Here is a 13546-nt window from a genome sequence, read left to right as displayed (position 1 = left end):
CTACACCCACGTCCGGGGGCGGTAACGATTGGCACGTTCCACCAGGTCGATCCTCTCCTCGCCGCCCTGCGCGAGCCGGGCCAGCATGCGGTACGAACGCTCCAGCCCGAACCGCAGTCCCCGCTCGTCCAGGCCACTGCCCAGCAGCAGCCGTCCCCCGGCGGCGTCGGGGACGGCGGAACCCTGGCCACCGGAGAGTACCCAGTCCAGCGCGGAGCCGAGCACCTCCGCCGCCAACTGCTCGCGGCGCGCCGGGTCCAGGCCGTACGCCTGGAGCGCCTCCACCTGCCCGGCCGCGGCCGTCAGGTCCTCCAGGAACGGTACGTCACCGGCGACCGCGGTGCGTTGCCGCAGCCGCGCCCGCACCGCCGCCACCCGGGCCGCCGTGCAGTGCACGGAGCTCTCCGGGACCGACTCCAGCGTCGTCACCGCGCCCCGCCGGTCGCCGGTGGCGAGCTGGACGCGGGCCAGACCGAACGCGGCGCTCACGAAGCTCGGATCGGTCGACCACACCAGGCGGTAGTACTCGGCGGCGTTGTCCAACTGCCCCAGCACCTCGGCGCACAGACCGAGGGCCAGCTTGGGCGCCGGCTCGCCGGGGAAGGCGTCGTAGACCGCGTCGAAGGCGAGGGCCGCGCCCTCGTGGTCGCCCGTCACCAGGGCGGCCACACCCCGGTACCAGACCACCCGCCAGTCGTCGGGCCGGTCCGCCTCCAGCTCCAGCAGGGTCCGGTGGGCCGAGCCCGCGTCCCCGCTCTCCAGCCAGGCCCGCACCTGCCGCAGCCGGGTCTCGGCCGACGGCGCCGGAGCCGCCGCGAGCGCGCCGGCCAGCTCGGCGGGGGCGGAGGTCATCAGGCCCGCCAGGAAACCGGCGTTGGGGTCACCGGGGTCCACGTGCGGCACCGGGAGCGCCAGGGCCGCCGCTGCCGTGTCGACGGGCTTGACGAGCCCTTCCGTGAGCGCGGGCGCGGGCCCGGCGGGCGCACCGGGCGTGCCGCGCGCCCCCAGCCGCGAGACCTCGCCGGTCTGCCGCGGGAACAGCTCCGTGTCCGTGACCCTCAACTCGGGCCCGAACAGCGTCGACAGGGCCGGCCGGGCCTGCCCGGTCTGCAACGAGACCACCTCGCGCAGCACGCCCGTCAGCTGCTCCGCCATCTCCTGGGCGGAGGCGAACCGGCGCGCCGGGTCGGGGTCGGTGGCCCGCACCAGGAGCCGGTAGAAGGACTCGTACCGCCGGAACACCTCGATGTGGTCCGGGTCCGGCAGGGAGTCCACGAAGACGTTGGTGTAGCCCTGGAAGTCGAAGGTCAGCACCGCCAGGGTGCGGGCCACCGTGTACAGGTCGCTGGCCACCGACGGGCCCACGTCCGCGACCTCGGGCGCCTGGTAGCCGACCGTGCCGTAGATGGCCGACTCCTCGTCGTCCATCCGGCGCACCGCGCCCATGTCGATGACCTTGAGCTGGCTCTCGGTCTGGATGGCGTTGTCGACCTTGAAGTCGCAGTAGAGCAGGTTGCGGCTGTGCAGATGGCCGAGCGCCTCCAGCGCCTCGATGCCGTACGCGCACGCCTGCTCCACCGGCAGCGGATCGCGCTTGCCGGCGCCGGTGCGGCGGCCGTTGGCGATCTCCTTGAGGGACTTGCCGCCGACGTACTCCATGACGATGTAGCCGTCGAGGGAGCCGGTGCGCTGGTCGAGGTGCTCGACGAAGTTGTAGATCCGCACGATGTTGGCGTGCTCGATCTCCGCGAGGAAGCGCCGCTCGGAGATCGCGGCGGCCATCGCGTCCTGGTCACCGGTGTCCAGGAGACCCTTGAGCACCACCCACCGGTCGGAGACCGCGCGGTCCACGGCGAGGTAGACCCAGCCGAGCCCGCCGTGCGCCAGGCAGCCCACGACCTCGTACTGGCCGTGCACGACGTCCCCGGACTTCAGCTTCGGCACGAAGGAGTACGGGTTGCCGCACTTGGTGCAGAAGCCCTCCGTACGGCCCGGCCGGTCGTCGCGCGAACGGCCCACCGGCGCCCCGCAGTCCGAGCGCGAGCAGAACCGCTTGCGCTCGGGCACCTCGGGGTTGTCCAGCACCATCGCGCGCGGATCGGGCCGCGGCACGTCCGGGACCTCGACCAGGCCCACCCCGAGCCGGCCCCGCCCGGAGGCACTGGCGGCGGCGCCGGAGCTGCGCACCGACACCGAGCGGCTGGTGGAGCGCCCCGACAGGGACCGCGACAGCCGCCCCGACACCGAGCGGCGCGACTTCGAGGACTGGGACGACGTACGGGAGCTGGCGCGGCCGCTGGCGCGCGAACTCGCGCTGCCGGAGCCGTCCTTGTCGCCGGCCGGCGCTCCGGCCGGGCTCGCGCCGACGACCGGGGCCAGCCCGCAGGTGTCGCAGTACAGCTCGCCGCCGCCCATGTCCTCGTACGCGCCGCCGCAGCCGGGCCGCTGGCAGGTGCGCTGTGTCCCACTCATGAGCTCGTCTCCCCCCGACGATCCTCCGGGCCGCCCTGACCCGGCACGCGGGGGGAGCCCAGCTGTTCGGCGGCCGCCTGCTGGTAGCGCAGGACGGCCTGTTCCGCGACGCGCAGGTCGCAGGGCGCGCTCCACAGCATGCGCCGGGCCGCGTCGTACCGCTCCACCAGCAGCGGGTCCTCGGCCATGCCGTGCCGGGCCACCTTCGCCTTGTACGCGTCGAGGCGGCCGCGCAGCTCCGCGCGGACCGCGAGCGGCGCGGTGACGGCCGTCAACGACTCCCGGGCGCGCAGCAGTTCGTCCTCCGCCCGCTGCTCCAGGGACTCCAGCAGCGGCGACAGCCGGTGCCACTGGGCGTGCCTGCGGTACTCGGCGGCCGTCGCCAGTTGCTCCTGGAGCACGGTCGGCGGGCCGCTGACGACCGGCACCTCGGTGGCGGCGATCTTCGCGAGGACCTCGCCGCGCGCGGCGCGGGCCTCGGCGAGGGTGCGGTCCGCGCGGGAGAGCACGTCCCTGAGCTTCACCAGCCGGGCCTCCGCGTCCTGGCGGACGGTGAGCACGGCGTCTATCTCCCGGCGCACGTCCTCCAGCGCCCGCGCCTCACGGTCGTAGACCGTGGTGTCGGGCCTGCCGCCGCCCGGCGCCGAACTCCCGGGCGCGGGGCGCCAGTAGGCCAGCGGGTCGGACACCACCTGCTCGCGCAGGGCGGTCAGGACACGGGTGATCCGTTCCAGGTCGTCGCCGGCCGGGTGTTCGCCGGGCCGCACCCCGACGGAGTGCGCGAGCCTGCGGGTGCGCTGGAGCTCCGCGGCCAGTAAATCTATCCGGGCGGGCAGCGCCGACCAGACCGCGTCGGCGGTGACGACCATGTCCAGCGAGGTCGCGTACAGCTCGTTCATCCGGTCCACCAGCGTCACCAGGGTGAACCGCTCGCTGAGCTTGCCCGAACCGCCGTTCAGGGTCGGTGCGTTGGCGGTGGCCGCGGCGAAACCGGCGACCGTGACGGACTCGCCGCGCAGCAGCTCGGTCAGCTCCACCAGGTCCTCGCGGCTGGACCAGCGGCGCCGCGAGCGGATCTCCCGGGCGCCGCGCAGGGTCGCCGTGTAGGAGTCGAAGTAGGCCCACAGCAGCGTGATGGAGGCGTCGGTGGACGCCCAGCGCTCCTTGGTGACGCCGGTCAGCTCGGCCCCTTCGAGGAGTCTGCGGCCGGCGTGGTCCTGGAGGGCCAGCAGCGAGGTCTCGATCGCCTCGTGCTCCGCGCCGAGCCGTGCCAGCGCACGGTCCACCTCGTCCCGGTCCATCACCGGCCCGGGGGGTCCCGTGACGCCCATCGATCACCTCTCGCTGCTGTTGTCGTGCCTTCGGGGGAGAGCCTGTCGTGACTGTGTCTGCCGGTGGTCAGCTCGTGCGGAGGTACTGCGGCGCGGGCGGCTCCGACTCCGCCGAATCGGCTCCCAGTGTCGCCGAGAGCCACTTGTCGTAGGACGCCTGCCAGCCGCCGGAGTCCTCGCGGTACTCCACCAGGATCCGGTTGACCCGGCGCACCAGGTCGTCGGCGTCCTTCTTCATCGCCACGCCGTAGTACTCGGTGGTGAACGCCTCGCCCTTCAGCTCGACGGTCGGGTCCTGCGCGGCCTGGCTGGCGGCGAGCGCGCCGTCGGTCACCACCGCGTCCACCTCGCCCAGTTGGAGTCGCACCAGGCAGTCCAGCTGGTTGGGGACGACGGTGGAGTCGATGTCCGCGGTGGCCGGCAGGTCACCGTCCTTCTTCGCCCGCTCCAGCGTGGAGTACGCCGTCGAACCGTCCGCGGTGCAGATCCTGCGGTCGGCGAGGCTGTCGTCGTAGCCCTCGACCGTCGAGGACTTGGGCGCCAGGACCTGCTGGCCGGTCTTGAAGTAGGGCGCGGAGAACGCGACGTCGGCGAGGCGGTCGCAGTTGATCGTCATGGTGCGGACGACCATGTCGACCCGGCCCTCCTGGATCGCCGGGATGCGCTGGTTGGTGGGTATCGCCTTGAACTGCACCGCGTCCGGGTCACCGAGGATGTCCTCGGCGATGCGGTGCACCAGGTCGATGTCGAAGCCCTCCAGCTCGGCGGTGCCGGTGCTGTTGGGGTTGCGGTAGCCCCAGCGGTAGCTGTTCTGGTCGACGCCGACGACCAGCTTGCGCTTCTCGCCCTCCCGGCTCTTGATCGCCTCGATGGTCGGGCCGTCGGCGCCGGACGGGGAGAGCGTCTGCTTCTCCGGGCCGGCGCACTCCTCCTCCGCCCGGGCGTGCGTGCCCTGGGCGACGCCCGGTCCGCCGATCCCCGTGCTGCCGTCGCCGGCGGACTGGGTGAGCGGCAGCAGCAGCGCGAGCACCACCGCCAGGGCGCACACTGCCGCCATCGCACCCACTCCGCCCCAGCCCCGCAGACTGGCCCGCAGCCGGGCCCCGCCCCCGAAGGGCCGGACGAACTCACGCCCGCGCATCGTCACTCCCCCTCTCACCGGTACTCCGACAGCCTGCGGCCGATGCCCAGCACGGCGCCCGCGGCACCCAGCACGGCGAGGACGGCGGCGCCCGTGGACAGCCCCGTCATCGCGTCCAGGCCGCCCCCGGCCGCCGACTTGAACTCGGTCGTCTCGTGCTCCAGCGCCTTGGCGAGGTTGGCGTCGACGCTGTCGAAGCACTCGCCGGTGGTGCCCTTGGCACCGATCACCCGGTCCAGCGCCTGCTGGTACTCGCCGTTCTCGTCCTCCGCGCGGGCCGCGGCGTGGCGCTTCCTCCACTCCGTCATGTTCCCCACCGCCGCGGTCACCGGCTGCTCGCCGGCCCGGTCGTCGGCGAGCCCCTCGGCGAGGGTGAGCCCCTTGCCGAGGGTCTTCATCTCCCGCTCGAACTCGTAGTCGTAGGCGTCGTACGTCTCCTCGCCGACCTTCTTGGTCTGGGCGCCGCGGGAGACCAGCGTCAGGTTCTCGTTGCCGCGGGCCTTCAGGGAGGCGATCCGGGCGTCGTGCAGGACGTTCAGCGAGCGGACCCCGTGGTCGTAGGAGTCGTTCAGCCCGGCGCGGGCCACGCTGTGGCCGACGACCAGCCAGAGCAGGACGACGACGGCGGTCGCGGTGGCGGCGACCAGACCGTGGTTCAGGACCCGGTTCGTACGGCGGTAGTTGCGGTGCTGCGCCCAGCCGAGCGCGGCCAGCGCGACCACGCCGAGGGCTATCGCGATCCACGGGTACGGGGTGGCTGCGGCGTAGTCCTCGCGCAGCCGCTGGTTCTCCCGCGTGTAGAGGTCCTCCGCCTTCGGGAGCATCTGCTCCTGCATCTTCTCGTTGGCGTAGCGCAGATAGGCGCCGCCGACCGGGAAGCCCTGGCGGTTGTACGTCCGCGCCTGCTCGACCAGGCCCTTGTACTCCGGCAGCAGCCGGTTGAGTTCGGCGATGGTGGCGGCGGAGGGGGAGTCGGGGTCGGAGTTGGCCGCGGCGTTCACCAGCTTCTCGGCGGCCGTGCGGATGCCCTTCTCGTAGCGGACCCGGTTGACGCCGGTCTCCTCGCGGCCGGCCAGAAAGCCGCTGGAGGCGGCGGTGTTGGCGTCGGCGAGGGAGCGGTAGATGTCGGCGGCGTCGGAGCTGAGCGGCTGGCTGCTGGTGAGGACGTCGTCGGCGGCGGCCGCGCGCTCGGTGACCTGCCAGGCGGTGACGGCGCCGAAGGCGACGACCAGCAGGGCGAGTACGGCGCCGATGATGCGCAGGCGGCCGGGCTCGGTGGTGGCGGCCGCGCGGAGGCGGTCGGCGCCCTCCGCGAACGCGGTTCTGCGGGTGTCGGGTGGGGTGGGGGGAGTGGGGCGGGTCTGCTGGGGCGGGAGTGACGGGGGTGTGGGCAGGGGGGAGTTCGGTGGTGGTGCGGTGCTGTTGCTGGTGTGCGCCGGCTGTGTCACTTCGACCTCCCCCATGGTCATCCGTCGTCCGCCAGTATCACTGCCGAAGGCTGCCGGCGGCCAGGCGGGATCCCGGATCACCCCCCGCCCATGAATACGCGGCTGGAATCGGTTCGGTTCCGGTGGGGTTGTGCGGGGGTGCGGGTCGGCGTCTGGTATCGCCCCCGCCGCCCCTTCCCGTCCCTCCCCCAGAGGGGGGACCCCCACCGGGGGCTCTGCCCCCGGACCCCCGTCCGGCCCCGAAAGGGCCTCGTCCTCAAACTCCCCCAGAGGGGGCACCCCCAGACGGGCTGGGTGGGTTGTAGTGGGTGCGTGCCTGTGACTTGGCCTCCTCGCTCGCCCTTGTTCGGTCCAGGCCCAGGAGGACGGCGCCCAGTACGGGTGGGGCCGTCACCACGGTGGGGACGGCTTTCGGGGCTCGGGTGGAGAGCAGGTTCCGTACGCCCTCGTCCAGGAGGGGGTGGTGGGCTGCCAGGACGCTGCCGCCCAGGACCACCGGGGTTTCCTCCGTCAGGAGGTCCAGTCGGGTCAGGGCCACCGTCGCCATGGTGACCACCTCGTCGGCGAGGCGGGTCACCAGGGAACGGGACACCTCGTCGCCCGCCTCCGCCGTGGCGAACAGGACCGGGGTCAGTTCGTGGCGGCGGGACAGCGGGAGGTGCTCCAGGTGGAGGGCCTCGATCAGGGCCGGCATCGAGGGCAGCCCGAAGTGCGCCGGGAGCGCCGCGGCCAGGGCCGTGGGCGCGCCCCGGCCGTCGTCGGCCCGGGCCGCGTACCACAGGGCCTCCTCCGCCAGCCCCCAACCGCCGCCCCAGTCGCCGGAGATACGGCCGAGCGCGGGGAAGCGGGCCGTACGGCCGTCGGGGAGCATGCCCACGCAGTTGATGCCGGCGCCGCAGACCACCGCCACGCCCCTCGGCTCGGTCACGCCCGCGCGCAGGACGGCGAAGGTGTCGTTGCGGACCTCGACCGTCGCCCCCCAGCCGCGGGCCGCCAGCGCCCGCGTCAACCCGGCCTCCTCCACGGGAAGATCGGCGTTGGCGAGGCAGGCCGAGACATGGCTCACCGCGTCCACGCCGGCCTCGGCGAAGGCGCGCCGCACCGCCTCCTCGACCCGGTCCACCGCGGCGTCCACGCCGACCGCCGGCGGCCGGAACCCGCCTCCGCGCGCCGAGCCGACGACCCGCCCGTCGGCCGTCACCACCGCCACGTCGGTCTTGCTGTTGCCCGCGTCGATCGCCAGCACACCGCCCGTCATGCCCACGCGAGGTGCTCCCGGTTGTGTGCGATCAGCCGGTCGGTGAGGGTCTCCGCGTACGCGTACTGGCCGATCAGCGGATGCGCCAGCAGCGCCCGGAACACCCGCTCCCGGCCGCCCAGCAGCGCCGCCCGGAGCGCCAGGTCCTCGTAGGCCGTCACGTTCGCCATCAGCCCCGCGTACAGCGGGTCCACCTCCGGCACCGGCAGCGGTACGGCCCCCTGGGCGCCGACCGCGGCCTGCACCTCGATCACCGCGTCGTCCGGGAGGAAGGGCAGCGTGCCGCGGTTGAGGGTGTTCACCACCTGGTACGGGCTGCCGGTGCCGCCCAGGAGCGCCGCCGCCAGGTCCACCGCGGCCTCCGAGTAGTACGCCCCGCCCCGCCGGGACAGCAGCTCCGGCTTCTCGTCCAGGGCCGGGTCGGCGTACATCCGGAGCAACTCGCGCTCCATCCCGGCTACTTCGGCGGCCCGGGAGGGCTTGGTGCGCAGTTCGTCCACGACCTCGTCGTGGGCGTAGTAGTAGCGCAGGTAGTAGGAGGGGACCACGCCGAGCCGGTCCAGTGCGGCGCGCGGCAGGCGCAGGTCGGCGGCGATCGCCCCGCCGTGCCCGGCGAGCAGCTCGGGCAGGACGTTCCTGCCCTCCGGACCACCGAGCCGTACCGCCGTCTCCCAGGTGAGGTGGTTCAGGCCCACGTGGTCGAGGTGGAGGTCGGCGGGGGCGACGTCCAGCAGGGCGGCGAACTTCCGCTGGAAGCCGATCGCCACGTTGCACAGGCCCACCGCGCGGTGCCCGGCCCGGAGCAGCGCGCGGGTGACGATCCCGACCGGGTTGGTGAAGTCGATGATCCAGGCGCGGGGGTTGGCCCGGCGGACCCGTTCGGCGATGTCCAGCACCACCGGTACCGTGCGCAGCGCCTTCGCCAGGCCGCCCGCGCCGGTGGTCTCCTGGCCGACGCAGCCGCACTCCAGCGGCCAGGTCTCGTCCTCGTTGCGGGCCGCCTGGCCGCCGACGCGCAGCTGGAGCAGGACGGCGTCGGCGCCCTCCACGGCCCGGTCCAGGTCACCGGTGGTGACGATCCGGGCGGGATGGCCCAGGCGGGCGAAGATCCGGCGGGCCAGCCCGCCCACCAGCTCCAGCCGCTCGGCGGCCGGGTCCACCAGGACCAGTTCCCCGATCGGCAGGGTGTCCCTCAACCGGGCGAACCCGTCGGCCAGTTCGGGGGTGTAGGTCGATCCTCCGCCGACCACGGTCAGTTTCATTGTGCGGCTCAACCCTTCACTCCGGTCAGTGTGACGCCCTCGACGAACGCCTTCTGAGCGAAGAAGAACACGACGATCACGGGGGCCATGACCAGGACGGTCGCGGCCATGGTCAGATTCCAGTCGGTGTGGTGCGCGCCCTTGAAGGACTCCAGGCCGTAACTGAGCGTCCAGGCAGCGGGGTTCTCGGAGGCGTAGATCTGCGGGCCGAAGTAGTCGTTCCAGGCGTAGAAGAACTGGAACAGGGCGACCGCGGCGATGCCCGGCTTCGCCATCGGCACCACCACCCTCAGCAGGGTCCGCAGCTCGCCGCAGCCGTCGACGCGGGCGGCGTCCAGGTACTCGTCGGGGATGGTCAGCAGGAACTGGCGCAGCAGGAAGATCGAGAACGCGTCCCCGAACGCCATCGGGACGATCAGCGGCCAGAGCGTGCCGGACAGGTCCAGCTGCTTCGCCCAGAACAGGTACATCGGGATGATCACGACCTGCGGCGGCAGCATCATCATCGAGACGACCAGCATCATCGACAGATTCCGGCCCCGGAAGCGGAACTTGGCCAGCGCGTACGCCACCGGGATCGAGGAGACCACCGAGAGCACGGTGCCCAGGCCCGCGTAGAGCAGGGTGTTGCGCCACCAGGTGAGGAAACCGGGGGTGTCCAGGACCCGGCGGTAGTTGTCCCACTGCCAGGTGTCGGGGACCAGATCCCGGGTGAGCGCCTGCTGGTCGCTCATCAGCGAGGTCAGGACCACGAAGACGAAGGGGAGGGTGAAGAAGAGTGCCGCGGCCACGCCGAGGGAGTGCACGGCGATCCACTCCAGCAGGGAGCGGCGGCGGGCGGCGCGGGCGGCGTCGTCGACCGGCAGGGACGGCACGGACTTGTCCAGTACGTGAGGTGTCGTCATCGCGCACCCGCTCCCAGCAGCCCGCCCCGGCTGCGCATCAGCAGCGCCGTGAACGCCATGGCGAGGACGAACAGCACCAGGGCGACGACGCAGGCGGCGCCGTAGTCGAAGCGCTGGAAGCCCAGATTGTGGACGAGTTGGGGGAGGGTGAGGGTCGACTTGTCGGGGTAGCCCGGTTCGAAGGACTGGCCGGAGCCGCCGATGACCCCGGAGGCGACCTTCCCGGCCACCAGCGGCTGGGTGTAGTACTGCATGGTCTGGATCACGCCCGTCACCACCGCGAACAGCACGATCGGCGAGATGTTCGGCAGCGTCACGTACCGGAACCGCTGCCGTGCCGAGGCCCCGTCCAGTTCGGCGGCCTCGTACTGCTCCTTCGGTACGTCGAGCAGGGCGGCCATGAAGATGACCATCAGGTCGCCGACGCCCCACAGGGCCAGTGCGGTGAGCGCCGGCTTCGACCAGGCGGGGTCCGTGAACCAGCCCGGCGCCGGGAGGCCCAGCCCGTCCAGGACCGTGTTCACCGGTCCTGTGCCGGGGTTGAGCAGGAAGACGAAGGCGAGGGTGGCGGCCACCGGCGGGGCGAGGTAGGGCAGGTAGAACAGGGTGCGGAAGACTCCGGCGCCGGTCCTGATCCTCGTGATGAGCAGGCCCACGCCGAGTCCGAAGACCACCCGGCAGGTGACCATCACCAGGACCAGCCACAGCGTGTTCCGCAGCGCGGGCCAGAACATGGGGTAGTCGTTGAAGACGTAGCTCCAGTTGTCCAGGCCGCGGAACTGCGGCGGGTTGAAGCCGTCGTAGCGCATCAGGGAGAAGTACAGGGTGGAGATCAGCGGGTAGGCGAAGAAGACCGCGAAGCCGATCAGCCAGGGGGAGAGGAAGGCCAGCGTCCGCAGGGCGGACCTGCGGCGCCGGACGGCGAGCGTGGTGGACATGGGCGGCTACTTCGCCTGCTCGATGTCGCGGTCGATCTGCTCGGCGGTCTTCTCCAGGCCCGCCTTCAGGTCGGTCGCCTTCCCCGACTCGTACGCGTAGCCGAAGTCCTGGAGCGTCAGCTGGTAGGTGGCGCCGTTGACGGAGTTCGGGGCGGTGCTGGACTCGGGGTGCCGGGCGATGTCCAGGAAGGTCCTGAAGGCGGGGTCGGTCTTGAGGTCCGGTGATTCGAGGGCCTCGAAGGTGGACGGCACGTTGTGGATGGCGTTGGAGAAGGCGACGACGGCCTCGGTGTCGGTCGTCATGTACTTCACCAGCTCCCACGCGGCGTTCTGCTTCTCGCTGCGCGGCGCGATCCCGACGATCGTCCCGGAGAGGAAGCCCTTGCCGTACTCGTCCGCCTCGTCGTCGGCGACGGGCAGCGGCGCGGTGCCGATCTCGAAGCCGGGGTCGGTGTCCCGGGCCATCCCCAGGCGCCACTCGCCGTCGAGCTGCATGGCCACCTGGCCGGTGTGGAAGGGGTGTTCGGCGCCCCATTCGTCGCCGAAGGTGTTGCGGTACTTCTCCAGCTTCGCGAAGCCGCCGAGGTCGTCGACGAGCTTCTTCTGGTAGGTGAACATCTCGGCGAACGCCGGGTCCTTCGCGATGTTCGACCTGCCGTCGGCGTCGAAGTAGGCGTGGTCCCACTGGGACATGTAGTGCGAGACGACGGTCTCGTAGCCGTGGTACGTCGGCATGAAGCCGAGCCGCTCGTAGGAGTCGCCGTCGGCCTTCGTGAGCTTCTTGGCGACCTCGGCGAACTCCGACCAGGTCTTCGGGGGCGCCTTGATGCCGGCCTCCTCGAAGGCGTCCTTGTTGTAGTAGAGGCCGTAGGCGTCGCCGAGCAGCGGGAGGGCGCAGCGCCTGCCCTCGAACTGGGTGTAGTCGAGCATCGGCTTCGGGATCGTCGCGTCCAGGTCGAGCCCGGACTTGTCGATGAACGGCTTCAGGTCGAGGAAGGCTCCGGAGGAGCAGAACTTGCCGACGTTGGAGGTGGTGAACGACGACACCACGTCCGGTCCGTTCGAGCCGCCCGCGCGCAGCGCCTGGTTGAGCTTGTCGTCGTTGATGTTGCCGACGACCTTCACCTTGATGTTGGGGTGCGCCTTCTCGAACCGGTCGATGTTCTCCTGGACGGCCTTCACCTCGGCGGGCGCGCTCCAGCCGTGCCAGAAGGTGAGCGTGGTCTCGGCGTTCGGGTCGTCGCCCGCGCCGGAGCCGGAGTCCCCGGTGCAGGCGGTGGCGAGGAGGGCGAGGGAACAGGCCGTGAGGACATAGGCCGCATTTCTTACGGATATGGGCATGGCGAAGTCTCCCTGGGAGGGACGGCAGGGGGCAGGGGCGGGGGTGCGCCCTGGGAGGGGCAGCGGGGGGTGTGGGCGGGGTTCGCCCCAGGAGGGGCGTCAGGGGGTTGTGGGCGGGGTTCGCTCAGCGCGAGGTGTCGAAGACCTCGTCGCGGGTCGTCGCGAGGGCGCTCTCCAGCGCGCCGCGCAGGACGGGCTGTTCGGTCACGTCGCCCAGCACCAGCCGGGGCCGGGAGGCGGCGAGTTCCGCCAGCTCGGCCTGGACCAGGGCGAGCAGCCGCTCGCCGCCGGAGCTGAGGGCGCTGCCGCTGAGGACGACGAGTTCGGGGTCGAGTACGGAGACGAGGGAGGCGAGACCAGTGGCCAGACCGGTCGCGTAGGTGGTGAGCAGCCGCAGGCGGGGCCCGTCGCCGCTGTCCGCGGCCCGTGCCAGCAGGGCGGCGGCGACCTCGGTGTACGGGCCCTCGGGGATGTCGTGGTCGCCGAGTTCCCGGGCGAGCCGCGGGATCACCTGGGCGCCGGCCAGCTCCTGGTAGCCGCCGCTGTTGGTGCGGGTCACCTGGCGGACCAGGGGCGCGCCCGGCACCGGCAGGAAGCCGACCTCGCCGGCGCCGCCGGTCCAGCCGCGGTGCAGTCGGCCGCCCAGGACGAGGGCGGCGCCGAGTCCGGCCTCGTTCCACAGCAGGACGAAGTCCTCGTGCCCCCGGGCCGCGCCGAGCCGTTGTTCGGCCACCGCGACCAGGTTGACGTCGTTCTCGTACTCCACCGGCATCGGCAGCGCGGCGGCGAGCTCGTCGAGGATGTGCGGGGTGTGCCAGCCGGGCAGATGGGCGGCGTAGCGCAGCCGGCCGGTGTTGGGGTCGAAGGCGCCCGGGGTGCCGATGACCAGCCGGCGCACGTCGTCACGGGTCAGCCCGGCCGCCTTGACGGCGCCGTCGAGGGCGTCGGCGACCTGCTGGACGACGGGCCGGGCGGGCCGGCGTTTCGGGGTCGGGATTTCGAACCGTCCGACGGTGCGGCCGGTGAGGTCGGCGACGGCGGCGAGGACCCGCTCGGGGGTGACGTCGAGTCCGGCGGCGTATCCGGCGGCCGGGTTGACGCCGTAGAGCTGGGCGCTCGGGCCGGGCCTGCCCTCGGTGGTGCCGGTGGCCAGGACCAGGCCGGCGGCCTCCAGACGGGCCAGCAGCTGGGAGGCGGTGGGCTTGGACAGGCCGGTGAGCTTGCCGATCCGGGTACGGGACAGGGGGCCGTGCTCCAGCAGCAGGTCCAGCGCGGCGCGGTCGTTCATGGCGCGCAGGACGCGCGGGGTGCCCGGCGTGCCGGCGGTTCCTGCCACGGTGTCTGCACCTGCCTCTCGGGGGGACAGCTTCTCACGCCTCCGCTCGCCAGGGAGGCCGTGGGAACACTGTTAGGAAACTTTCCTATCGGTTGTCGAGGAAGGTAGGCCCAG

The 13546-nt window shown here is 72.3% G+C and carries 10 protein-coding genes; all 10 read right to left on the bottom strand.

Annotation, left to right across the window (positions count from 1 at the left end; genetic code table 11):
* Nucleotides 1-2472, bottom strand: a complete 2472-nt coding sequence (locus ABT296_RS07455) for a serine/threonine-protein kinase (RefSeq protein WP_351924250.1) — start codon at nt 2470-2472, stop codon at nt 1-3.
* The gene (locus tag ABT296_RS07450) at nt 2469-3803 is read right to left on the bottom strand and encodes a hypothetical protein (protein WP_351924248.1); all 1335 of its coding nucleotides are present in this window, start codon (nt 3801-3803) and stop codon (nt 2469-2471) included. The genes ABT296_RS07455 and ABT296_RS07450 overlap by 4 nt, the downstream gene beginning before the upstream one ends.
* A 67-nt stretch (nt 3804-3870) precedes the next feature.
* Nucleotides 3871-4944: a glutamate ABC transporter substrate-binding protein gene (locus tag ABT296_RS07445; RefSeq protein ID WP_351924246.1), complete on the bottom strand. Its 1074-nt coding sequence runs from the start codon at nt 4942-4944 to the stop codon at nt 3871-3873.
* Nucleotides 4945-4958: 14 nt separating this feature from the next.
* On the bottom strand, nt 4959-6407 hold the full coding sequence (locus ABT296_RS07440; protein WP_351924244.1) for a GlnX family signal transduction membrane protein: 1449 nt from the start codon (nt 6405-6407) through the stop codon (nt 4959-4961).
* A gap of 241 nt (nt 6408-6648) precedes the next feature.
* Nucleotides 6649-7656: an N-acetylglucosamine kinase gene (locus ABT296_RS07435; protein WP_351924242.1), complete on the bottom strand. Its 1008-nt coding sequence runs from the start codon at nt 7654-7656 to the stop codon at nt 6649-6651.
* Nucleotides 7647-8912, bottom strand: coding sequence for a 6-phospho-beta-glucosidase (locus ABT296_RS07430; RefSeq protein WP_351924240.1), 1266 nt, complete (start codon nt 8910-8912; stop codon nt 7647-7649). Before ABT296_RS07430 ends, ABT296_RS07435 begins: the two co-directional genes overlap by 10 nt.
* Before the next feature lie 8 nt (nt 8913-8920).
* Nucleotides 8921-9817, bottom strand: a complete 897-nt coding sequence (locus ABT296_RS07425) for a carbohydrate ABC transporter permease (RefSeq protein WP_351924238.1) — start codon at nt 9815-9817, stop codon at nt 8921-8923.
* A complete protein-coding gene (locus ABT296_RS07420; RefSeq protein WP_351924236.1) occupies nt 9814-10755 on the bottom strand; it encodes a carbohydrate ABC transporter permease in 942 nt (313 codons plus the stop codon). Before ABT296_RS07420 ends, ABT296_RS07425 begins: the two co-directional genes overlap by 4 nt.
* A gap of 6 nt (nt 10756-10761) precedes the next feature.
* Nucleotides 10762-12096 (bottom strand): ABC transporter substrate-binding protein, encoded by a 1335-nt coding sequence (locus ABT296_RS07415; RefSeq protein WP_351924234.1) that lies wholly within the window; start codon nt 12094-12096, stop codon nt 10762-10764.
* 124 nt (nt 12097-12220) lie between these two features.
* Nucleotides 12221-13432 (bottom strand): ROK family transcriptional regulator, encoded by a 1212-nt coding sequence (locus tag ABT296_RS07410; RefSeq protein ID WP_351924232.1) that lies wholly within the window; start codon nt 13430-13432, stop codon nt 12221-12223.
* Nucleotides 13433-13546: the final 114 nt, after the last annotated feature.

Source organism: Streptomyces sp. NPDC000983, assembly GCF_040299205.1.
Lineage (GTDB): Bacteria > Actinomycetota > Actinomycetes > Streptomycetales > Streptomycetaceae > Streptomyces.
The sequence above is the reverse complement of the archived record's forward strand: the minus strand, read 5'-3'. Positions and strand labels throughout refer to the sequence as shown.

Bases quoted from the DNA above. Each gene is read 5' to 3' on its own strand.
- ABT296_RS07455 (WP_351924250.1), bottom strand. From the start codon at position 2,472: ATGAGTGGGACACAGCGCACCTGCCAGCGGCCCGGCTGCGGCGGCGCG.
- ABT296_RS07450 (WP_351924248.1), bottom strand. From the start codon at position 3,803: ATGGGCGTCACGGGACCCCCCGGGCCGGTGATGGACCGGGACGAGGTG.
- ABT296_RS07445 (WP_351924246.1), bottom strand. From the start codon at position 4,944: ATGCGCGGGCGTGAGTTCGTCCGGCCCTTCGGGGGCGGGGCCCGGCTG.
- ABT296_RS07440 (WP_351924244.1), bottom strand. From the start codon at position 6,407: ATGGGGGAGGTCGAAGTGACACAGCCGGCGCACACCAGCAACAGCACC.
- ABT296_RS07430 (WP_351924240.1), bottom strand. From the start codon at position 8,912: ATGAAACTGACCGTGGTCGGCGGAGGATCGACCTACACCCCCGAACTG.
- ABT296_RS07425 (WP_351924238.1), bottom strand. From the start codon at position 9,817: ATGACGACACCTCACGTACTGGACAAGTCCGTGCCGTCCCTGCCGGTC.
- ABT296_RS07420 (WP_351924236.1), bottom strand. From the start codon at position 10,755: ATGTCCACCACGCTCGCCGTCCGGCGCCGCAGGTCCGCCCTGCGGACG.
- ABT296_RS07415 (WP_351924234.1), bottom strand. From the start codon at position 12,096: ATGCCCATATCCGTAAGAAATGCGGCCTATGTCCTCACGGCCTGTTCC.